Here is a 21914-nt window from a genome sequence, read left to right as displayed (position 1 = left end):
TACGGTATTCAGATTGTAACTATCAATAATCTACTCACTCGGCAGCGTGCCGAATGTTGCGGCAAACGCATCACGGGCGGCATGCTGGACGATGTCGCGCCGCCACACCAGCATGGTCTGTACATGGGCCACGTCCGCCGGCAGCTTGTGCACGCGGACCGACCTCGCCAGTTCGCGCTGTTTCAGCACTTCCTTCGGCATCAGGGCCACGCCCATGCCGGCCGCCACGCAGCCGATGATGGCCTCGAAGGTGCCAAACTCGGCGATTCGCGCCGGCGACACGCCGCCTTCGGCGAACCAGCGCTCCAGACGGCGGCGGTAGGAGCAGCCGCTGCGGAAGCCCAGCAAGGTGCGCCGCGCCACATCGGCCGGCGACTTGACCGGGCCGTGCAGGCTGTCGGTCAGCAGCACCAGTTCCTCGTCGAACACCGGCAGTTGCATCAGCTCGGGACGCTCGACCGGCGCCGCCACCAGCGCCACATCGACCCGGTGGTTGAGCACGGCCTGCAACAGATAATCGGTGGGGCCGGTGTCCAGCACCAGATCGACTTGCGGATACTGGCGATGGAACTGCCCCAGCACCAGCGGCAGGCGCGCGGCGGCCGTGGTTTCCATCGAGCCGATCCGCAGCGGGCCGGACGGCTGGCGGTCGCCGCGCATGGCTTCCTGCGCCTCGTCCGCCAGTTGCAGCAGGCGCTCGGTGTAGGCCAGCAGGCGCGCGCCCTCCTCCGTGATCAGCATGCGCCGGCCGGAACGGTGGAACAGGCTGACGCCCAGCGATTCCTCCAGCTGGGTCAGGCGCGCCGAGACGTTGGACTGCACGCGGTTGAGCCGGGCGGCGGCCTGCGTCACGCCGCCCTCCTCGGCCACCGTCTTGAAGATGCGCAGGGATGAGAGTTCCATGATCAGTTCTCAATTAAAGAATCATGAGTTCAGTATAATTCATTTTTCATGATGCGCCAGGCGATCTATAGTGACAACATCGATCACCGGAGCGTCATCATGAAATCCACTCCCTCACTGGCCATCCTGCTGGCATGCAGCTTCGCCTTCATCATCGTCCAGCTGGACGTCACCATCGTCAACGTCGCCCTGCCGGAAATCGGCCGCGAATTGCAGGCCGGCGTCAGCCAGCTGCAATGGGTGGTGGATGCCTACACGCTGGGCTTTGCCGTGTTCCTGCTGTCGGCCGGCGCCATGGGCGACCGTTTCGGCTCGCGCAGCGTCTTCCTGGGCGGCTTCGGCCTGTTCACGGCGGCCTCGCTGGCGTGCGCCATGGCGCCCGATGCGCTGTCGCTCAACCTGGCGCGCGCGGCACAGGGCGTGGGCGCGGCGCTGCTGGTGCCCAGCTCGCTGGCCATCCTCAACGCCGTCTATGCGGAGGACCGCAAGATGCTGGCCAAAGCCATCGCCTGGTGGACGGCGGCCGGCGGCGTCTCCATCGCGGCCGGGCCGGTGCTGGGCGGTCTGCTGATGTCGGCGTTCGGCTGGCGCAGCATCTTCTGGGTGAATATCCCGATCTGCGTGCTGGGCTTCTGGCTGACCCTGCGCGTGGTGCCGGCGCTGCGCCACAGCGGCCCGGCCCGCCACTTCGATATTCCCGGCCAGTTGCTGGCGGTGGTGGCGCTGACCGCCTTCATCGGCGCCGTGATTGAAATCCATGCGCTGGGCCTGACGCATCCGGCCGTGCTGGCCGCGTTGCTGGCGGCGCTGGTGGCGGGCGTGCTATTCATCCGCGTCGAGCGCCGCAGCGCCGCGCCCATGCTGCCACTGCAATTGTTCCGCCTCACTGGCTTTACCCCGGCCGTGCTGTTCGGCGTGTTCGTCAATTTTGCCTACTATGGCGTGATCTTCGTGCTGAGTTTTTACCTGCAAAAAGTGCGCGGTTTTTCCGTGCTGCATGCCGGCCTGATCTTCCTTCCCTTGACCGGCACCTTCCTGTTCGCGAACATCGCCAGCGGCTGGCTGCAAGCGCGGGTCGGTTCGCGCCAGCCCATGATTATCGGCGGCCTGATCGGCGGCAGCGGTTATGCCTTGCTGGGCGTGTTCGGGATTTCGGAGACGGCCAGCTTCTGGGCCATGTTGCCCGGTCTGGCCCTGATCCCGGCCGGCATGGGGCTGGCGGTGCCGGCCATGACCACCTCGATTCTGGCGGCGGTCGACAAGCGCCAGGGCGGCACGGCGTCGGCGGTACTGAACACGGCGCGCCAGGTGGGCGGCGCCATGGGCGTGGCGGTGTATGGCGCTTTGGTGGCAACACCGTCCACAGCTGCTATCCTTGCGGGCATCCAGGCCGCCATGGCCGTCTCGACCGCACTGCTGCTGGGCGGCGCCCTGCTGGCTTATCTGACGATTTTTAACCAAGGAGAAAAACTATGCCATTCGTAAATATCCGCATCACCAATGAAGGCGCGACCGCCGAGCAGAAGCAGGAGTTGATCCAGGGCGTGACCGACCTGCTGCAAAAAGTGCTGAACAAGAATCCCGCCACCACCTTCGTCATCATCGACGAAGTGGAGACCGACAACTGGGGCGTGGGCGGTACCGCCGTGACCGAACTGCGCAAGCGCGCCAGGGAAGCGGCGGCCAAGTCCTAAGCGTTTTTTACGTACGGCCGGCAATCGATCGGAATATCGATGATGAAGGTCGTGCCGGCATCAGCGGAACTGTCCACCGCCGCGCTGCCGCCATGGCCTTCCGCCACACTGCGCACGAACGGCAGGCCGATGCCCCAGCCATCGTGGCCGTTGCCGTTTTCCTCCCGCCGTAAATATTCGAAAATACGCTCGCGCTGCTCGCCGGGAATCGGCTTGCCGGTGTTGTGCACGCTTAGCATCAGGCGTCCCCGTATCTGCTCGCCCTTGATCACCACGCGGCCGCCATCGCCATATTTGAAAGCATTGGTCAGCAGATTTTCCAGCGCGCGCAACAGGGAATTCTTGCACCAGAAACCAGTGACCGGTTCAACATGCGCCACGATCTCTCCGGCGCCCGGCACGCTGAACTCCTCCATCAGCGTTGTGACCAGATGACGGATATTGAATTCCGACAGACTCAAGGGCAGCTTGACGCCGCGATCGAAGGTCAGCGCATCCACCAGCTGAATCAGCATATGCTCCAGACGCTGCGCACCGCTGCGGATTTTCAACGCCGCGCCGCGCGCCGTGTCCAGATCCGGCGCCACCGCGATCAACTGGGTTCCCGTCAGCACCAGCGACAGCGGGTTGCGCATATCGTGCGACAAGGTAGCGGCCAGCCGCTCGCGTATGCCTTCGTGCATCAGAGAAAACTCGCGTACCGCTTCGCGCACGCCGATATCGATCGACCGCTCCACGATGGCCCACTCCTCCGGCTGGAAGTGGATGCCGTTACGCAGCGCCACCACCGCAATGGCGTCGCGGAACAATTGATATTCAAGGATGATCTGGTCGGCGCTGAAAGGCGTCATGCGCGCCCGCTCGCGACCGTGGGCCGACATGGAAGTGGTATTGCTGGCGCCGTCCGCGCGCGGATAGGCGGGCGTGAGTGCTTCGGCGATATTGTCGTAGAACGCGGGCAGGGTGTTGGTCAGCAGCGGACCAGGCACTTCGATGGCCTCCGCCACACGCGCACGCACCTGGGCCTCCCACAAATCGAACACTTGCCCGCGCATGGACAGCATGGCCCGGGAGGTTGCGGACAGCCCCTCACTGTCCTCTTTCTGATCGGTCGCCAACATCATCGTCGCTCCGCCTGGCTTCATCATTTAGGAAGCAACCAGCATAGCAAAAACATTGGCAAACTGTCACACGGCAGACCGCATCAGCTTAAGGCGCGCTCCAGTTGCTGGTGCAACTGCGCCGCGTGCGCATAGCCGCCGCTGATTTCGACGATGCCGTTGCCGGTGTCGAGCAGCAGGGCCGGGAAGCTGCGCACGCCCAGGGCGCGGGCACGAACGAAGTCGGCTTTGGTTTGCAGGATGGTGTCGCTGTCCTGCCAGACGCGCAGCACTTCGCCGGCGTCCAGTCGCAGCTGTTGCGCCACCACACCGGCCAGCACGCGGCCGCTGGTGGTGTCCAGGCCGTCAACGTAGAACGCCTGCTGCAAGGCGCGGAACACGGCCAGCAGGTCGGCCTCCGGCGCCAGTTTGCGGGCCGCCACCACCGCGCGGCAGATCGGCTCGGTGTCGTAGACGAAGTTCTGCCGCGCCTGCAAGGCCTGGCGGTTGAACGGCAGGCCGCTGGCCGCCTCCACCCGCGCCCAGTGCCCGAGGCGGAACTCCTTCCCCGCCTGATCGAGCACATCGGTCGCGCCGGCGCGCACGCCGCCGACGATGATTTCCAGATCCAGCACGGGGTGCATGGCCATCAGCTCGGTCATTTCCTTGCCGAAGCCATAACACCACGAGCACATGGGATCGCCCACGTACAGCAGCTTCATTTGCCGGCCTTCTCGCGCTGGCGGCGCGTGGTGACGTTTTCGCGGTTCACGCCCCAGTTGTCGGTCTCCACTTCGTCGATGATGACGAAGGTGGTGGCCGGGTCCTTGTTCAGCACGCGTTGCAGCAGGTCGGTCGAACCTTCGATCAGTTGCTGTTTCTGTTCAGCCGTCACGCCTTCGTTGGTGACGCGGATATTTACGTATGGCATGGTGATCTCCTTAGAAAGTACCGGCGGTAGCGCCGCCATCAACCGGCAGGATGGTGCCGGTGGTGAAGTTGGATTCGGTCAGGTACAGCACGGCATTGACCACATCGTCGGTCACGCCGGTGGTGCCGGTCGGCGCCAGGGTGCGGAAGAAGGCCTGGGTGGCTTCGTCTTCGCTGTGCATCGGCGTGGCGATGATGCCGGGCGCCACCGCGTTGACCTTGACGTTGGACGCCGCCAGCTCGATCGCCAGCGCGCGGGTGGCGTTGTTCAGGCCGCCCTTGATCAGCACCGGCAGCAGCGCCGGCACTTTCACGTTCGGCTGCATGGCGATGCTGGCGGTGATGTTGACGATGTGGCCCGATTTGTTGGCGCCCATGTGTGCCGCCGCCTGCTGCGACGGGAAGAACACGCCCTTCAGGTTGGTGTTGAGCAGGTCGTCCAGGTCTTGCTCGGTGTAGTCGGTGGTGGGCTTGGCGATGAAGATGCCGGCGTTGTTGATCAAAATATCCACCTTGCCGAACGCCTGCACGGCACGCTCGAACAGGGCCTTGGCGGTTTCCGGTTTGGAGATGTCGCCCGGCACCAGCAGGAAGTTGGCCGGGTTGCCCAGCTTGTTCGACGCGACTTTCAGGCGCTCGATGGTGCGGGCGTTGCCGACCACGTTGTAGCCGCGTTTCAGGTAAGCCTCGGCGACGGCAAAGCCGATACCGCTCGACGCGCCAGTCACAATAACAGTCTTGCTCATGATGTTTCCTTTCAGGGATGTGTTGAAGTGAGTCCACTATATTCGTGACTCAGACCTTGATAAACACCCTGAAAAGCAAGACAATTGATACACCACGTAATTAATCACAGCCATGAAACGCCAATTTGACGATGTTCTGCTGGGCAGCATCGAGCTGTTCTGCCTGGCCGCCGAGCTGTCCAGTTTTACCGCCGCAGCCACGGCGGCGGGCGTGACGCCGGCCGCCGTCAGCCGTTCAGTCTCGCGGCTGGAGGAACGGCTGGGCGTGCGCCTGTTCGTGCGCACCACACGGCAAATTCGGCTGACTGACGGCGGCCGCGTCTATTTCGAGCAGTGCCGGCAGGCGCTGTCGCAACTGACCGAGGCCGAACGCCAGGTCACCGGCCAGCAAGCCAGGCCGTCCGGTCCGCTGCGCATCAGCACGCCCACGCCGTACGCGCATTACCGCCTGCTGCCGAGGCTGGGCGAATTCCGCCGCCAGTATCCGGACGTGACCATCGATATCCACGTCAGCAACCGCAACATCGACTTTGCCGACGAGGGCTACGACCTGGCGATACGCGGCCGCGCGCCGGCCGACTCCAGTCTCATCGCCCGCAAGCTGGAAGATGCGGAACTGGTGCTGGTGGCCTCCCCTGCCTACCTGAAACGCGCCGGCAAGCCGAAATCGCTGGCCGACCTGCACAAGCATGAATGCATCCAGTTCGACCTGCCCAGCACCGGCAAGCGCATTCCGTGGATTTTCATGCAGGATGGCGTGGCCACCGATGTGCCTACCGAGGGCGGTCTCAGTTGCGCGGAGGATGTACTGGGCATTGTCACGCTGGCGCGCGGCGGTGCGGGGCTGGTGCAGACTTATCGCTTTATTGTGGAACAGGACCTGGCCAGCGGTGCGCTGGTGGAATTGCTGCCGCAGCATGGCGGTACCTCGCGGCCGTTTTTCCTGCTGTATCCGCACGCGCGGCATTTGTCGCAGCGGGTGCGGGCGTTTGTGGATTTCATCATGGCTGCGCGCTGAGCAGCCAGTGCGCCAGAACGGGGCTTGCCGCCGACCTATGTCCAAATGTTATTGATCTTGGCGCTTTTGGCATTGGAGATCGAAGCACCGCTGAGATAGCATACCGTGTTAAGAAAACTACCAGAGACACCACCATGCCAGCTCCAATGCCAAGTGCGACCGGCGCCCTGTCGTCGCCATCCCATTCCACCAGTTCGCGCGCGGTCCTGTCGCTGCTGACCAGCCTGTTCTTCACCTGGGGCTTCATCACCGTCATCAACAACACCCTGCTGCCGCACCTGCGCAGCGTGTTCGACCTGAACTACACCCAGACCACGCTGATCGAGTCGGTCTGGTTTATCGCCTACTTCTTCGCCTCGATTCCATCGGCGCGCCTGATCGAGCGCATCGGCTATCAAAAGTCGATGGTGTTCGGCCTGTGCATGATGGCGGTGGGCGCCCTGCTGATGATACCGGCCGCGCGCCTGCCGTCGTACGGCGTGACCTTGGTGGCGCTGTTCGTGATCGCCTGCGGCATCACCCTGCTGCAAGTGTCGGCCAATCCGTACGTGGCCGTGCTGGGTTCGCCGGAAACCGCCTCCTCGCGCCTGAACCTAGTGCAGGCGTTTAACTCGCTGGGCGCCACGCTGGCGCCACTGTTTGGCGCGTATTTGATTTTGGGCCGTTCGTCCTCCGGCACGGCAGAAGCCGGCCACGTCCTGACCCAGGCCGAAAAACTGGCCGATGCGCAGGCGGTGCAACTGCCGTACCTGATCGTGGCGGCGGTGCTGGTGATCCTGGCGCTGGTCATCGCCCGCTTCAAGATGCCGGCCATGCACCACAGCGCCACCAGCCGCGTGTCGGACACCGAGCGCGCCAAGCTGTCGCTGTGGAAGCACCGCAACCTGGTGTTCGGCATTCCGGCCATCTTCATCTACCTGATCGCCGAAATCGGCGTGGCCAACCTGTTCATCAACTTCACCGGCCAGCCGGAAATCGGCGGCCTGTCGCACGAGCAAGGCGCGCACTACCTGTTCCTGCTGTGGGGCGGCATGCTGGTCGGGCGTTTCGTCGGCGCCTGGGCCATGAACAAAACCAGCGCCGAGCGCGTGCTGGCTTTCTGCGCGATCGGCGCCTTCATCGTCATGATGATCGCCGCGCTGGGCACGGGCAGCCTGGCCATGTGGGCGCTGATTTCGGTCGGCCTGTTCCACTCGGTGATGTTCCCGACCATCTTCACGCTGGGCATCAAAGGTCTGGGTCCGCTGACCGAAGAAGGCGCCGGGTTGCTGATCATGGCGATCGCCGGCGGCGCGCTGGTGGTGGTGCAAGGCTGGCTGGCCGACACCGTCGGCCTGCAACTGTCCTTCCTGCTGACCGCGGCCTGCGAACTGTACGTACTGTTCTACGCCGTCTGGGGCTCGAAAGCCACCAACGCCTTCGCCGACGAACAAGTCGGCTAACCACCCACTCCCGTTGTCCTCACGCCCGCCTCGCGCGGGCTTTTTTTATTTGTACAGCCGTCGGCCGTGCCATATTCGGCGCAGAGATGGTGCTCTTCGCCGGGGCGACCTTGCTTCTGCGAGGGCACAACGGGACGGGAAATGCTGGGGTGGAGGAGATTAGGTCATCAGCAAGCACAAGCTGACGCTTGGGAAAATGTCGGAATTTGTAGGGATTTAATGAAATGAAGCTTTTAAGCCAAATATCTGCTGCGTTCTCGTCACGCGTATCTCCCCTTCGGTTGTCCGGGCGGGCCATCCGGCTACGCACGAGTACAGCGAGGCATTACATAGAAGACTGAGAGACTAATGAAAATATTAATTAATCTGACGACTTTTTACTCGTTGGGCGACGAACGACGGTTCTTCCAAGGGTTGAATGAAAATCCAGCAGTGTCAAATGCTCGGGGAATTGGTCGGCAACTGGAAGTGACGCTTGTACTGCATCGGCTAAACCGAGATGCAGCTTAAGTCTCTGATCGACAACGATTCTTGGCATGGTGCCGGAATGTCTATGGAATACAAAAACGGGGATCAGGTAGTTATCGGCTTGGGAGCATCGATCTTGCCGATAGTTCTGTGAAATTTGGCTCAAAGCTCGCAGCAAGATTTGCTCTCGAAGACACAGGCAGGACGAGCCGAGAAAGCCGAAATTCCAATGCGTGCGTTAGCCCATGTTGCTATTCATCAGCGCTCCAACAGGATGCTGATCCAGTGCCGTTACCAAAATTGAAAAGGCAAGGATTACGTCAGACTTTCTCGACCACTGAAGTAGTCGCTCATGATCGTTACGTTCCTTTTATGGTGAACGCGGGCATTGCTGCGCCATTGACGATCTGCTCGACGTGTTCTGCGCTGTGCAACACCGCGTCGAATTGAGGAACGTCGCCGAAGACCATGCCAGCCATTGCTTCATAATCTTTTTCAAGTGCTTGTCGCATCGCCGGACTTGGCGTTAGCGTAAACGCACCGGGTACTGCAACATCAAGCCCCAGATCGGCACTACCAAAGAACAACCTCGCATGGTGAGCACAGTCGGTCGCCAACTCGTGATCGGTTTGCCACGCGGCTGCCAACGGCGCCTGCATCAGTTGATGCACGTCATAGTAGTGGCGAGAGACGCGTTGTCCGCCGTGTCGTAGCTCACCGCGACGATCATGCCATTGACGTAGTCCATGCAAGATCATGACCTTGTCCCAGAAGGTACGCTCAGGCTTCACAGTGATCACATTTTCCACGGTCAAATCCAGGTCTGGCAGGTCCTGCGCGACATAGGGCGTGATGGAGGCGGCGACATGCGGATCGAGTGCGGACTTAGCACCGGCCTCTATCTTGACGGCTGAGCGGATGTAGTCGCCAGTGGTGGCCGTGACTGCGGGATACCAGAACAGCAAGCTCTGACTATCTTTGTCGTCGGGATCGGGTTCCAGCCGAAAACGCTCCTCGGGAATGACAGATGCCGCAAGATGAGTGAACTGTGCGGTTAATGGCCCCGTAATGTAATCCTGGCAAGCATCGTGGATGGCATCGAGGCGTGCACGGCGCTTCTTGCCGCTCAATGCGGCTAGGTCGGCAATCTCGGCACGCTGCCCCAAGTCATCACGAAACACTGCGATGTCGATATCTTCGGAAAAGCGGGAAATGAGACCAAAGGCCTTGGAGAGCGAAGTACCGCCCTTGAACAACAGGCGGGGGCCATCAGCTTCCAGGCCGTTAAACAGCGCATCCAGTGTCCAACAGACCCAGAAATCCTTCTCGATGTTTTGAACCGCTGTACCAAGGCGAGCTGAGGCGCCAAGAAACAAGTCTCGCCGCTCGGCATCGCTGGCGGCGATGACGGAATGGAATGCCGGATTCAATGGACCTCCACGTGCTTGACAGCGCGGCGTCGCGCGAATGGTGGATTTTCATCGCCGGGTGATTGAGGCGCTACAGTCAACACAGTTTGCAGGTCACATCCGGGAAGTTCACGAACCAAACTCTGCATCCACGCAGGCAACATGTGGAAACCGTCAAGCAGATCTTGGCGTAGCGCCGCGCCGTGAATCGGATCAGCCAGCACTTTGGTCAGCTTGTTCAAGATAAAAGAGTGTTCGGAAGTCAAAGTGTCTTTCAACCAGTGCAGCGCCTGTACGATACGCATTGCCGGACGCCCCGCCCAGTAAAGACGGCTGGGCGCGGTCTGCTTGAATTCAATTGTGAGTTTGTCTAGCTGAATTGCGCGGCGACGGGTGTCGGTATGGATGGTGACACGTGCCGGCACCGCATTGGTCAGGCCCAGATCATTGGCGGCGGTCATGCCGTCGACTAATAGGCGCAGGTGATCGCGACGGGCAATGGCTTCCGCCACGGCGCGATAATCTGGAGTTGTTGGACGTTTGGTCAGGCTATTGACCTTGGGCCTGTCATATAGGCCCCTGTCGATGCGACGCAACTCTCCCGCCTGCACCATGCGCTGCAGCGTTTTGTCGATGGCATCACGACTGCCGAACTGCGCAAAGTCGGTCGGCACCCAAACTTGTCCGGGTTCCGCTGCTTCGATCAAGGCTGAAATGTGGGATTTGAGTGGGGACATTGCCTCTCCTGTCCGATATTTATATACTTTTTTCGGATACATTACAATAAAATGTCCGAAATTTGTAGGCTTATTTCAGACACCATGAGCATCGGCTCATGGGCTATGCCCATTCAGCTCGTAGCCGGTGCTGCGGCCGTCCGGCGGTGGTCTTGCGCAGCGCGCCTCTGTTCAGCAGATCCGTGATGTCGCGTAGCGCGGTGTCGATGCGACCGTTGCCGTCGTCAAACAGATGCACGGTCAGGAACCACAAGTGTGCCTGGCCCGCCTGATCAGGGGCGGGTCATCAGGCTTTATTTATCAGCCAAGGAAGCGCGCCATTTCTGCCTCCATGCACTCGGCGGGAGGCGCCTCAAAATACACGCGCTGGCGGCCGACAGGGCCGGAGACCACTTGCATCGGGCCGCTGGCGTCGTCACGCCAGGCGCCCACACGAATCCGGGTCAACCCGGAATAACCGGTCGGGAACAGCGCAGCAAGCCCACCTCTTCCAGCCGGCCAAGCAGATATCCCTGGTCGTGGCTCACCTCGGACATGCGCGTCCCCAGCGCCGCCAGGTCGTAGCGCCAACGAGGCCAATCCTCGGCCTGCCAGATGTAATCTCCGCATTCCATGCGGAGATTATGCGCTTATTCGCCGCATGGGACGAGCGCGGTGCCGGTTAAGGCAGGTGGAGTGTGAAGCGGGCGCCGCCGGTTGTGGCGTTCTCTGCCGTGATCTTGCCGCCGTAGGCTTGCATGATGGCCTGCGACAGCGCCAGCCCCAGGCCGACACCGTCCACCTCGCCCGCGCGCGCGCCGCTGCCACGGAAGAAGCGTTCAAACAGGAACGGTAGTTCGTGCTCGGCGATCCCGGCGCCCTGGTCTTCCACCGACAGCGTCACGCCCTGCTCTCCGCGCTGGAGGCGCACGGTGATGTGGCCGTCGGCCGGCGAGAACTTGAGGGCGTTTTCCAGCAGGTTGCGCAGTACCAGGCTGACCGGCGCGCGGTCGGCCTGCACCGGCTCGCTCAACTCATCCCGTAGCAGGATGCGGATGCGGCGCTCGGCGGCCGGCGCGCTCAGGCGCTGGACCGCTTCCCCGGCCAGCGCCTGCAAGGACGCCAGTTCCACTTGCGCCAGCTGCTGGCCGGCGTCCAGCCGCGCCAGCATCAGCAATTCCTCCACCAGCATGGTCAGCCCGCCGACCTCGGCCAGGCAGGAGCGCAGGACGGTGATGTATTCCTCGTTGCTGCGCGGCCGGCGCAAGGTGATTTCGATTTCGGTGCGCAGCCGCGACAGGGGTGAGCGCAGCTCGTGCGAGGCGTCCGCCGTGAAGCGCCGCTGCGCCTCGAACGCCTGCTCGATGCGGTCCAGCATGGCGTTCAGGGTGTCGGCCAGATGGCCGATCTCGTCATCGTCGCCCGGATGCGGCAGGCGGCTGTCCAGGCTGGTGTCGCCGATCTTGCGCGCCTGGTCGACGATGTTTTCGATCGCCACCATGGTCTTGCGCGACAGCCGTGCCCCGGCCCAGCCGACCAGCGCCAGCAAGGCGGTCGCCATCGCCGCGAACAGGATCGCCGCCGATTGCAGGATGTGGTCGGCATCGTCCAGCGAACCGGCCACCTGCACCGCGTAGCGCCGGCCATCGACCAGCGCCGGCACCGACACCACGCGCAAGGGCTCCTCGCGCGCATCGGGCAGCGTCTCAAACACGGTTTCGCCGGCCGCCAGTTGCTCCAGCCAGCGCGGCGGCACCGGCAATTGCTGATCGCCGAGGTTGGCGCTGCGCGCCAGCACCCGGCCCTGGCCATCGACAATTTGCACCAGCCGGTCCAGCCGCGTCAGCGACAGCGGCGCGCTGCCGGCCGGCGCCTCGTGCACGCGCACGGCGGCGCCCCGGGTGTCGGCCAGCATGCCGACCTCGGTATCGGCCAGCGCCAGCAGCGCCGAGTCGAGCTGCCCGCGCACCGAGCGCGACAGCTGCCACCAGCCGGCGGCGGCGGTGGCGGAAATGGCCGTCACGCTGACCATCAGGTGCATCAGCACCAGGCGGCGCCGCAGGCTAAGCATCGGTCGCCTCCGGCGGCGCCAGGCGGAAGCCGCGTCCGCGCACGGTGGCGATCAGCGCCGCGCTGCCCGGCGCGTCGACCTTGCGGCGCAGGTTCTTCATGTGGACATCGATCAGGTTGTCGATGGCGATCAGGTCGGCATGCCAGACATGCTCGGCCAGTTGCAGCCGGCTGACCACCTCGCCCACGTGTTGCAGCAGGAATTCCAGGATGGCGTACTCCTTGGGCGTCAGGTCGAGGCTGACGCCGGCGCGCCGCACCTCATGGGTCTGCGGATCGACCGTCATGTCCGCCACCTGACGCAAGGCCGGCGCCGCCCGCACCACGCGCCGCAGCAAGGCCCGCACGCGCGCCAGCAATTCATCGAATTCAAACGGCTTGGTCAGGTAATCGTCGGCCCCGGTGTTGAGGCCGGCGATGCGATCGGCCAGGGCGTCGCGCGCGGTCAGCATCAACACCGGCAGCGGCAGCCCGCGCTGGCGCCATTCACGGCACAGGGTGACGCCATCCTTGCCCGGCAACATCCAGTCGAGGATGGCGAGGTCGGCGCGCGCCAGGTCCACGGCCTCGACCTCGTGCGCCGCATGGACGACCGTGACCACGTACCCCTCCTCTTCCAGGCCACGGGCCAGCAGCCGTGCCGCTTTGTGATCATCTTCTACGAGCAATATGTGCATGGGGCAAGTATAGCAGCGGCCCGGCCAGCCGTTCCTGAAGAAGAATTCAGGATGCAGTGCAGCAAATTTCCCTACCATGGCGGCACTTTCGGAGAACCACCATGAAACCAGCCACCCTGTTCAAACTGATCCTGTCCGGCCTGCTGGTCGCGGCCGCGCTGCGCCTGTACGGCAGCCACGCCAAAGAGACGCCTGCCGCCGAGGACACGCCATCGCTGCTGCACGAAGGCGATCTGCTGCGTATCCCCGAGCAGTCGCCGCTGCGGCGCTCGCTGGCGGTCAGCACCATCGACGAACAAAGCATCGCCGCGCCATTCACGCTGCCGGCGCTGGTGGAAGCCGATCCGGGCCGTCTGGTCAAGGTGGCACCGCCGCTGGCCGGACGCATCGTCAGCCTCAACAAGCAGCTGGGCGACACGGTACAAGCCGGCGAAGTGCTGTTCACCATCGACGCGGCGGACATGGCGCAGGCCGGCGCCGACCACGCCAAGGCGCAGGCCGCGCTCAGCCTGGCCCAGCGCAACCTGCAACGCCAGCAGGAAATGGCGCAGTCGGAGCTGGCCGCAAAACGCGATGTCGAGCAGGCGCAAGGCGACTACGACAGCGCCGCCGCCGAAGCGGTCCGCGCCGCCGCCCGCCTGGCCCAGCTGGGCGCACGTGGCGGCACTGGCAGCAGCGGCAGCCGCATCGCGGTGCGTGCGCCGATCGCCGGCCGCGTGGTCGAGCTGGCCGCCGCCGCCGGCGCCTGGTGGAACGACGCCAGCGCGCCGCTGATGACAGTGGCCGACCTGTCGCGCGTCTTCATCAGCGCCAGCGCGCAGGAAAAAGACCTGGCCCAGCTCTACGTCGGCCAGCAGGCCAGCATCAAGCTGGACGCCTGGCCGCAGCCGCTCACCGGCCAAGTGCGCTACATCGGCGAGATGCTGGACCCCGACACCCGCACCATCAAGGTCCGCCTGCCCTTCGACAACCGCGACGGCCGCCTGAAACCGGGCATGTTCGCCGAAGCCACGCTGCTGGCGCGCCCGCACCAGGGTCTGCTGGTGCCGATGAGCGCGGTGATCCAGAGCGGCTTTACCAGCCGCACCTTCGTCGAAGTCAAGCCGTGGCAGTTCGTCCCGCGCGACCTCCAGTTGGGCGCGCAGATCGGCGAACAGGTGGAGGTGCTGGCCGGCCTCAAGCCGGGCGAGCGTATCGTCACCAAGGATGGAGTGCTGCTCAATGATTGATCGCCTGGTCACCCTGTGCTTCAAGCGGCGCGGCATCGTCTCGCTGGTGTTCGCGCTGGCCGCGCTGTACGGCGGCTACTGCTGGACCCAACTGCCGCTGGAAGCCTATCCCGATATCGCCGACGTCACCTCGCAGGTGGTCACCCAGGTCAATGGCCTGGCCGCCGAGGAAGTCGAGCAGCAGATCACCATTCCGCTGGAGCGCGAGATCATGGGCACGCCCGGCATGCACGTGATGCGTTCCAAGTCCACCTTCGGCCTGTCGCTGATCACCGTGGTGTTCGAGGACGGCGCGGAAGACTACTGGTCGCGCCAGCGCTTGCAGGAACGCATCGCCGGCGTGACGCTGCCGTATGGCGCCCAGCCCTCGCTCGACGCCCTGACCTCGCCCATCGGCGAGATCTACCGCTACACGCTGGAATCGAACAGCCGCGACCTGCGCTCGCTGTCGGAATTGCAGCGCTGGACCGTGATCCCGCGCCTGAAACAGGCGGCCGGCGTGGTCGACGTCAGCAATTTCGGCGGGCTGACCACGCAGTTCCTGCTGGAGTTCGATCCGGCCAAGCTGTCCAAGTACAACCTGTCGCTGGCGCAGATCACGCAGGCCATCGCCGCCAACAACGCCAACGCCGGCGGCAGCGTGCTGACGCGCGGCGAACAGGGGCTGGTGGTGCGCGGGGTCGGCCTGATCCGCAGCCTGGACGACCTCGGCAACGTGGTGGTGGCGCAAAAGAACGGCGTGCCGGTGCTGGTCAAGGACCTGGGCAACGTCACGCTGGGCCAGCAGGAGCGCCACGGCGTGCTGGGCAAGGACAAGCGCTCCGACACCGTGTCCGGTGTGGTGCTGCTGTTGAAGCACGAGAACCCGTCGAACGTGATCGCCGGCGTGCACGCGGCGGTGCAGGACCTCAACGAGCACCTGCTGCCCAAGGACGTCAAGGTGGTGCCCTACATGGACCGCAGCACGCTGGTGGACGCCACCGTGCACACGGTCGGCAAGACGCTGGTGGAAGGCGTGGTGCTGGTGACGCTGGTGCTGGTGCTGTTCCTGGGCAGCCCGCGCGCGGCGCTGATCGCGGCGGCCACCATTCCGGTATCGCTGATGGCGGCCTTCATCCTGATGCATCACTTCAAGATCCCGGCCAACCTGCTGTCGCTGGGCGCGATCGACTTCGGCATCATCGTCGACGGCGCCATCTTCGTGCTGGAAGCCATCCTGCGCCGGCGCGAGGAGCAGCCGGAGGGCCTGCTGTCCGGCCGCGACGCCGTGCACGCCGCCCTGCAAGTGATGAAGCCGACCTGCTTTGGCATGCTGGTGATCATGATCGCCTACCTGCCGCTGTTCGCCTTCCAGCGCATCGAATACAAGCTGTTCTCGCCGATGGCGTTCGCGGTCGGTTTCGCCCTGCTGGGGGCGCTGCTGATGACCGTGATGCTGATTCCGGGCCTGGCCTTCTGGGCGTTCCGCAAGCCGCGCAAGATTTTCCATAATCCGGTGCTGGAATGGCTGATGCCGCGTTACGAGGCGCTGCTGCAACGACTGGTGGGCAAGTCGAAACTGGTGCTGGCCATCGCCGGCGCCACGCTGGCGGCGGTGGTGCTGGTGGGCGGCGCCATCGGCCGCGACTTCCTGCCGACGCTGGACGAGGGCTCGATCTGGCTGCAAGTCACGCTGCCGCCCGGCATTTCGCTGACCAAGGCCACCGCCATGGCCGACGCCCTGCGCGCCGCCACCCTGCAAGAGCCGCAGGTGGCCCACGTGGTCACCCAGCTGGGCCGCAACGACGAAGGCACCGACCCGTTCACGCCTTCGCACATCGAATGCGCGGTGACCTTGCGGCCGTACAGCGAGTGGCCGTCCGGCATGAGCAAGCAAGACCTGATCGACAAGCTGGCGGCGCGCTACAAGCAATTGCCGCGCACCGAGGTCGGCTTCTCGCAGCCGATGATCGACGGCGTGCTGGACAAGCTGGCCGGCGCCCACAGCGACCTGGTGGTCAAGGTCTACGGCGACGACTTCCACGCCACCCGCAAGCTGGCCAGCGCGGTCGAGCACCTGCTGCGCACCGTGCCGGGCGCGCAGGACGTGATCATCGACCAGGAACCGCCGCTGCCGCAGGTGCGCATCGACGTCGACCGTGCCGCCGCGGCCCGCCTCGGCATCAACGTGGCCGACGTGATGGCGCTGATCCAGACCGGCATCGGCGGCAGCCCGGTGGCGCAAGTCTATGTGGACGACCGCAGCTACGACGTGGCGGCGCGCTTCAGCGGCCCCACCCGCAACGACCCGCAAGCCATCGGCGACCTGGTGCTGAACGCCGCCAACGGCGCCCACGTGGCGCTGGCGCAGGTGGCGCACATCCGCCTGGCCGAGGGCGAAACCACCATCACGCGCGAGATGAACCGGCGCCACCTGACGGTGCGCACCAATCTGCGCGGACGCGACCTGTCGTCCTTCCTGGCCGAGGCGCAAGGCCGCATCGCCCGCGAGATTCCGTACGACCACGCGCGCTACCAGATCAGCTGGGGCGGCCAGTTTGAAAACCAGCAGCGCGCCCAGGCCCGTCTGGCGGTGATCGTGCCGGCCGTGCTGGCGCTGATGTTTGTGCTGCTGTTCTCGGCCTTCGGCAACCTGCGCCAGCCGGGCCTGATCCTGCTGGCGGTGCCGCTGTCGCTGCTGGGCGGGCTGGTGGCGCTGCAACTGCGCGGCATGACGCTCAACGTCTCGTCGGCGGTCGGCTTCATCGCGCTGTTTGGCGTATCGGTGCTGAACGCGGTGGTGATGCTGGCCAGCCTGAACCACTGGCGCCAGCAACTGCCCGGCGACCTGCGCAGCGCCGTCATCAATGGCGCCCGCGAGCGCGTGCGGCCGGTGCTGACCACCGCCACCGTGGCCGCGCTGGGCCTGGTGCCGGCGGCGCTGGCGCACGGCCTGGGCAGCGACGTCCAGCGCCCGCTGGCCACAGTGGTGGTCGGCGGCCTGGTGACGGCCACCGTGCTGACGCTGGTGCTGCTGCCGGCGCTGTACTACCTGATCGAACAACGCTACGGCCAAGGAGAGCAAGCATGATCAAGGCCCTGACCATCCGCATTGGCGCGCTGGCGGCGCCGCTGGCCGGCGCGCCGGCTGCCACGCTGGCGACCGTGCTGGCCAAGCTGATGCTGGCCTTGCTGCTGAGCGGCTGCGCGGCCGGCCCCGACTACGTGCGCCCTGCCGCGCCGGCCGTGGCCAGCTACACCGCCGAACCGCTGGCCGGTCCGGCCGACCAGCGCCTGATCGCCGGCAAGGAAGTCGCCGCGCAGTGGTGGACGGTGTTCGGCTCGGAAGACCTGAACCAGCTGGTGGCCGCCGCGCTGCAAAGCAACCCGGACCTGCAAGCGGCCGACGCCGCCCTGCGCGCGGCGCGCGAGACGGCGGCGGCCCAGCGCGGCGCCTACTTCCCCAGCGCCGACCTGCACCTGCAACCGAGCCGCCAGCGCGTGGCCGGCACCCTGTCCAGCCCCACCGCCTCGGGCACCAATCTGTACACCCTGCACACGGCCCAGCTCAACATCGGCTACACGCCGGACGTGTTCGGCGGCGCGCGGCGGCAGGTGGAAGCGGCCTGCGCGCAAGCGGACGTGGCACGCTTCCAGCGTGAGGCGGCGCGCCTGACGCTGGCCGCCAGCGTGGCCAACGCCGCCATCGAGGAAGCCTCGCTGCGCGCCCAGCTCAGCGCCATGCGGGAACTGGCATCGCAAGCACAACAGCAACTGGAGGCGGTGCGCAAGCAGCAGAAAGCCGGCCAGTTGGGTGCGGCGGACGTGGCGGCGCAGGAGGCGGCGCAGGCCCAGGTGGAAGCGCAACTGCCGCCGTTGGAAAAACAGCTGGTCCAGCAGCAAGACCTGCTGGCTGTGCTGGCCGGGCGCTACCCAAGCGAAGGCGTCGCCCAGCGTCTCGACTTCAGCAAATTGGTGCTGGCGGCCGAGCTGCCGCTCAGCGTGCCGGCCAGGCTGGTCGAACAGCGGCCCGACATCCGCGCGGCCGAAGCGCAGTTGCAGGCGGCATCGGCGCAGATCGGCATCGCCAAAGCGGCGCGCCTGCCCAATATCGCGCTGACGGCCAGCATGGGCAGTTCGGCGCTGGACGCCGGCACCCTGTTCAAGTCCGGCACCGGCTTCTGGAGCATCGGCGCGGACCTGGTGCAGCCGCTGTTCCGTGGCGGCACGCTGCTGCACCAGCAGCGCGCGGCGGAAGCGGCCTACGACCAGGCCGCCGCGCAATACCGTGCCACCGTGCTGACCGCCTTCCAGGACGTGGCCGACACCCTGCACGCGATCGACGCCGACGCCCGCGCCGTCCAGGCCGCGCAGCGCGCCGAACAGGCCACCCGCACCAGCTGGCGCATCGCCCAGCGCCAATGGCAACTGGGCCTGAGCGCCTATCCGCCAGTGCTGCAGGCGGGTCAGGCGTGGCAGCAAGCCTCGATCAGCCTGATCCAGGCGCAAGCCAGCCGCTATGCCGACACAGTGGCGCTGTTCCAGGCGCTGGGCGGCGGCTGGCGGGATGAGACGCCGTGAGCCGCGCCTATCCCAGTTCGGCGGTCAGTTGCGGCACCAGTTCGAACAGGTCGCCGACGATGCCATAGTCGGCGATGGCAAAGATGGGCGCCTCCGGGTCCTTGTTGATGGCGACGATGGTTTTTGAATCCTTCATGCCGGCCAGATGCTGGATCGCCCCCGAGATGCCGACCGCGATGTACAGCGCCGGAGCGACGATCTTGCCGGTCTGGCCAACCTGCCAGTCATTGGGCACAAAGCCGGCGTCCACCGCCGCGCGCGAGGCGCCCATCGCCGCGCCCAGCTTGTCCGCCAGCGGTTCCAGGATCTTGAAATTCTCGCCGGAGCCCATGCCGCGCCCGCCCGAGACGACGATGCGCGCGCCGGTCAGCTCCGGCCGGTCCGACCGGGCCAGCTCGCGCCCGACGAAAGCCGACTTGCCGGTGTCGGCGGCCGGCGACGGGCTGTCGACCGGCGCCGCCGGGCCGGTGGCGGCGGCATCGAAGCCGGTGCCGCGCACGGTGATCACCTTCACCGGGTCGGACGAGCGCACCGTGGCGATGGCGTTGCCGGCGTAGATGGGGCGCTCGAAGGTGTCCGGCGCCAGCACGGCGGTAATTTCCGACACCTGGGCCACGTCGAGCCGGGCGGCCACGCGCGGCGCGATGTTCTTGCCATAGGCCGTGGCCGGCGCCAGGATGTGGCTGTAACCGCGCGCCACCGCCAGCACCTGCTCGGCGACATTTTCAGCCAGGCCATCGGCCAGATAAGGCGCGTCGATCAGCAGCACCCTGGCCACGCCGGCCACGCGCGCGGCCGCCGCGCTGACGTCGCCGCAGCGGTGACCCGCCACCAGGATGTGCACCTCGCCGCCACACTGCATGGCGGCGCTGACAGTGTGCAAGGTGCTGCTCTTCAATTGCACATTATCGTGTTCTGCAATAACGAGTACGGTCATGAATCTTCTCCTAGGCGATGACTTTGGCTTCGTTCTTCAACTTGGCCACCAGCGTTTGCACATCGGCCACCCGCACGCCCGACGGCCGCTGCGCCGGCTCGGCCACCTTCAGCGTGTGCAGGCGCGGCGCCACATCGACGCCCAGGTCGGCCGGCGTCATGGTGTCGAGCGCTTTCTTCTTGGCCTTCATGATGTTGGGCAGCGTGACATAGCGCGGCTCGTTCAGGCGCAGGTCGGTGGTGACCACCGCCGGCAGCGGCAGCGCCAGACTTTCCAGGCCGCCGTCCACCTCGCGCGTCACCAGCGCCCGGCCGGCCTCCAGCGCCAGCTTCGAGGCGAAAGTGGCTTGCGGCCACGCCAGCAGTGCCGCCAGCATCTGGCCGGTCTGGTTGCAATCGTCGTCGATGGCCTGCTTGCCCAGCACGATCAGCCGCGGCTGCTCCAGCGCCGCCACCGCCGCCAGCAGCTTGGCCACCGCCAGCGGCTGCAACTCGGCTTCGCTCTCGACCAGGATGGCGCGGTCGGCGCCGATCGCCATGGCCGTGCGCAGCGTCTCCTGGCAGGCCGGACCGCCACAGGACACTGCCACCACCTCGCTGGCCAGGCCGGCCTCCTTCAGGCGCACCGCCTCCTCCACTGCGATTTCATCGAAGGGATTCATCGCCATCTTGGCATTGGCGATATCCACGCCCGAGCCATCGGCCTTGACCCGCACCTTGACGTTGAAGTCCACCACCCGCTTCACTGCAACCAGCACCTTCATGTTGTCTCCTTAAATAGTTTTGGCGGCGCGCAACGCGGCCAATCGCCCGCTGTCCAGCGCCAGCCACTCGGCCAGCACCTCGTCGGTATGGGCGCCCAGCGCCGGCGGCGCGCTGTGGTATTGCACCGGCGAGGCCGACAGATGAATCGGATTGGCCACCAGCGGCACCTTGCCGCCCAGCGGATGATCGAGCTCGATCCGCATGCCGCGCGCCCGCACCTGCGGATCGGCGAACACCTGGTCCAACGTGTTGATCGGGCCGCAGGGCACGCCGGCCGCCTCCATCGCCGCGATCCATTCGGCGGTGGTGCGCGTGACTGTCACGCGGTGCATGCCGGCGGCCAGCTCCTGCCGGTGCCGCACCCGCTGCGCGTTGCTGGCGTAGCGCTCGTCTGCCGCCCATTGCGGATGACCGAGCACCTGGCAGCAATTGGCGAACTGCCCGTCGTTGCCGACCGCGATGATCATATAGCCGTCGGCGGTGGCGAATTCCTGGTAGGGCACGATGTTCGGATGGGCGTTGCCCATGCGGCCGGGTACCACTCCGCCCACCAGATAGTTCGAGGCCTGATTGGCCAGGCAGGCGATCTGCACATCCAGCAGCGCCAGGTCGATATGCTGGCCGGCGCCGCTGTGCTGGCGGTGCGCCAACGCGGCCAGCACAGCCACCGTGGCGTACAGCCCGGTCATGACGTCGGTCAGTGCCACGCCCACCTTGACCGGGCCGCCGCCCTCCACCGTATCGGGCTGGCCGGTCAGGCTCATCAGCCCGCCCATGCCCTGGATCAGGAAGTCGTAGCCGGCGCGCGCGGCGTAGGGACCATCCTGGCCGAAGCCGGTGATCGAGCAGTAGATCAGGCGCGGATTGACTTCCTTCAGGCTGTCGTAATCCAGGCCATACTGGCGCAGGCCGCCGACCTTGAAATTCTCTATCACCACGTCAGCCTGCGCCGCCAGCTCGCGTACCAGGCGCCGGCCTTCCGGCTGGCCGAGGTCGATGGTCACCGAGCGCTTGTTGCGGTTGGCGCACAGGTAATAGGCCGACTCGCCGGTCGGCGCCCCCAACTGGTCTTTCAGCCATGGCGGCCCCCAGGCGCGGGTATCGTCGCCAGCGCCGGGACGCTCGACCTTGACCACGTCCGCGCCCAGATCGGCCAGCAGTTGGCCCGACCACGGACCGGCCAGCACGCGCGACAGGTCCAGCACCTTGAGGCCGGCCAGCGCCCCCGCTTGCAGCATGCTCCGCATGGTC

General features: G+C 65.4%; 19 protein-coding genes and 1 pseudogene. 7 read left to right on the top strand and 13 right to left on the bottom strand.

The window, feature by feature from the left end:
• Positions 1-30: 30 nt before the first annotated feature.
• Positions 31-903, bottom strand: coding sequence for a LysR family transcriptional regulator (locus GM676_RS05585; RefSeq protein ID WP_155462395.1), 873 nt, complete (start codon positions 901-903; stop codon positions 31-33).
• A gap of 99 nt (positions 904-1002) precedes the next feature.
• Between GM676_RS05585 and GM676_RS05580 the strand changes: the two genes are divergently transcribed.
• Complete coding sequence (locus GM676_RS05580) at positions 1003-2388, top strand: MFS transporter (RefSeq protein ID WP_155462394.1); 1386 nt, start codon at positions 1003-1005, stop codon at positions 2386-2388.
• Entirely contained in the window at positions 2376-2597 is a 222-nt protein-coding gene (locus GM676_RS05575) for a 2-hydroxymuconate tautomerase family protein (protein ID WP_155462393.1), read from the top strand. Before GM676_RS05580 ends, GM676_RS05575 begins: the two co-directional genes overlap by 13 nt.
• Here GM676_RS05575 and GM676_RS05570 read toward each other — a convergent pair.
• The 4 genes from GM676_RS05570 to GM676_RS05555 all read right to left on the bottom strand — a co-directional run bounded on the left by GM676_RS05570 (position 2594) and on the right by GM676_RS05555 (position 5373).
• On the bottom strand, positions 2594-3721 hold the full coding sequence (locus GM676_RS05570) for a sensor histidine kinase (RefSeq protein WP_170304228.1): 1128 nt from the start codon (positions 3719-3721) through the stop codon (positions 2594-2596). The two genes, GM676_RS05575 and GM676_RS05570, sit on opposite strands and share 4 nt — an antisense overlap.
• A gap of 80 nt (positions 3722-3801) precedes the next feature.
• Entirely contained in the window at positions 3802-4419 is a 618-nt protein-coding gene (locus GM676_RS05565) for a DsbA family protein (RefSeq protein ID WP_155462391.1), read from the bottom strand.
• Positions 4416-4628, bottom strand: a complete 213-nt coding sequence (locus GM676_RS05560; RefSeq protein ID WP_155462390.1) for a 2-hydroxymuconate tautomerase family protein — start codon at positions 4626-4628, stop codon at positions 4416-4418. Before GM676_RS05560 ends, GM676_RS05565 begins: the two co-directional genes overlap by 4 nt.
• A gap of 10 nt (positions 4629-4638) precedes the next feature.
• Positions 4639-5373 carry an SDR family NAD(P)-dependent oxidoreductase gene (locus GM676_RS05555; RefSeq protein ID WP_155462389.1) on the bottom strand — a complete coding sequence of 245 codons (735 nt, stop codon included), beginning with the start codon at positions 5371-5373 and terminating at the stop codon, positions 4639-4641.
• A gap of 112 nt (positions 5374-5485) precedes the next feature.
• Here GM676_RS05555 and GM676_RS05550 point away from each other — a divergent pair, with 112 nt between their 5' ends.
• Both GM676_RS05550 and GM676_RS05545 read left to right on the top strand, forming a co-directional pair.
• Positions 5486-6391, top strand: a complete 906-nt coding sequence (locus GM676_RS05550) for a LysR substrate-binding domain-containing protein (RefSeq protein WP_155462388.1) — start codon at positions 5486-5488, stop codon at positions 6389-6391.
• Positions 6392-6525: 134 nt separating this feature from the next.
• Entirely contained in the window at positions 6526-7833 is a 1308-nt protein-coding gene (locus GM676_RS05545) for a sugar MFS transporter (protein ID WP_155462387.1), read from the top strand.
• Between the two features lie 827 nt (positions 7834-8660).
• Here the strand turns inward: GM676_RS05545 and GM676_RS05540 are convergent.
• The 5 genes and pseudogenes from GM676_RS05540 to GM676_RS05520 form a co-directional block, all read right to left on the bottom strand.
• Entirely contained in the window at positions 8661-9731 is a 1071-nt protein-coding gene (locus tag GM676_RS05540; protein WP_155462386.1) for a nucleotidyl transferase AbiEii/AbiGii toxin family protein, read from the bottom strand.
• A complete protein-coding gene (locus tag GM676_RS05535; RefSeq protein WP_155462385.1) occupies positions 9728-10447 on the bottom strand; it encodes a DUF6088 family protein in 720 nt (239 codons plus the stop codon). The genes GM676_RS05540 and GM676_RS05535 overlap by 4 nt, the downstream gene beginning before the upstream one ends.
• A 184-nt stretch (positions 10448-10631) precedes the next feature.
• A pseudogene (locus GM676_RS05530) lies at positions 10632-11061 on the bottom strand (DUF4172 domain-containing protein); the annotation flags it as partial.
• 47 nt (positions 11062-11108) lie between these two features.
• Entirely contained in the window at positions 11109-12497 is a 1389-nt protein-coding gene (locus tag GM676_RS05525; protein ID WP_155462384.1) for a sensor histidine kinase, read from the bottom strand.
• Entirely contained in the window at positions 12490-13173 is a 684-nt protein-coding gene (locus GM676_RS05520; protein ID WP_155462383.1) for a response regulator transcription factor, read from the bottom strand. The genes GM676_RS05525 and GM676_RS05520 overlap by 8 nt, the downstream gene beginning before the upstream one ends.
• 101 nt (positions 13174-13274) lie before the next feature.
• On the opposite strand from GM676_RS05520, the gene GM676_RS05515 reads away from it, so the two are divergent.
• The 3 genes from GM676_RS05515 (at position 13275) to GM676_RS05505 (ending at position 18962) form a co-directional block, all read left to right on the top strand.
• Positions 13275-14402, top strand: coding sequence for an efflux RND transporter periplasmic adaptor subunit (locus tag GM676_RS05515; protein WP_155462382.1), 1128 nt, complete (start codon positions 13275-13277; stop codon positions 14400-14402).
• Positions 14395-17472 carry an efflux RND transporter permease subunit gene (locus GM676_RS05510; protein WP_155462381.1) on the top strand — a complete coding sequence of 1026 codons (3078 nt, stop codon included), beginning with the start codon at positions 14395-14397 and terminating at the stop codon, positions 17470-17472. The genes GM676_RS05515 and GM676_RS05510 overlap by 8 nt, the downstream gene beginning before the upstream one ends.
• Positions 17473-17561: 89 nt before the next feature.
• Positions 17562-18962, top strand: coding sequence for an efflux transporter outer membrane subunit (locus GM676_RS05505; protein ID WP_155462534.1), 1401 nt, complete (start codon positions 17562-17564; stop codon positions 18960-18962).
• 7 nt (positions 18963-18969) lie between these two features.
• Here GM676_RS05505 and GM676_RS05500 read toward each other — a convergent pair whose 3' ends face one another.
• Genes GM676_RS05500 through GM676_RS05490 form a run of 3 tightly spaced genes read right to left on the bottom strand, consistent with a single transcriptional unit; the run spans position 18970 to position 21910 of the window.
• Positions 18970-19899: an electron transfer flavoprotein subunit alpha/FixB family protein gene (locus GM676_RS05500; protein WP_155462380.1), complete on the bottom strand. Its 930-nt coding sequence runs from the start codon at positions 19897-19899 to the stop codon at positions 18970-18972.
• A 10-nt stretch (positions 19900-19909) separates the two neighbouring features.
• On the bottom strand, positions 19910-20662 hold the full coding sequence (locus GM676_RS05495; RefSeq protein WP_155462379.1) for an electron transfer flavoprotein subunit beta/FixA family protein: 753 nt from the start codon (positions 20660-20662) through the stop codon (positions 19910-19912).
• 9 nt (positions 20663-20671) lie between these two features.
• Positions 20672-21910 carry a CaiB/BaiF CoA transferase family protein gene (locus GM676_RS05490; protein ID WP_155462378.1) on the bottom strand — a complete coding sequence of 413 codons (1239 nt, stop codon included), beginning with the start codon at positions 21908-21910 and terminating at the stop codon, positions 20672-20674.
• Positions 21911-21914 lie beyond the last annotated feature (4 nt).

Origin of the sequence: Duganella radicis (genome assembly GCF_009720825.1) — a bacterium.
Lineage (GTDB): Bacteria > Pseudomonadota > Gammaproteobacteria > Burkholderiales > Burkholderiaceae_D > Rugamonas > Rugamonas radicis.
This window is presented reverse-complemented; position numbering and strand designations above follow the sequence as displayed.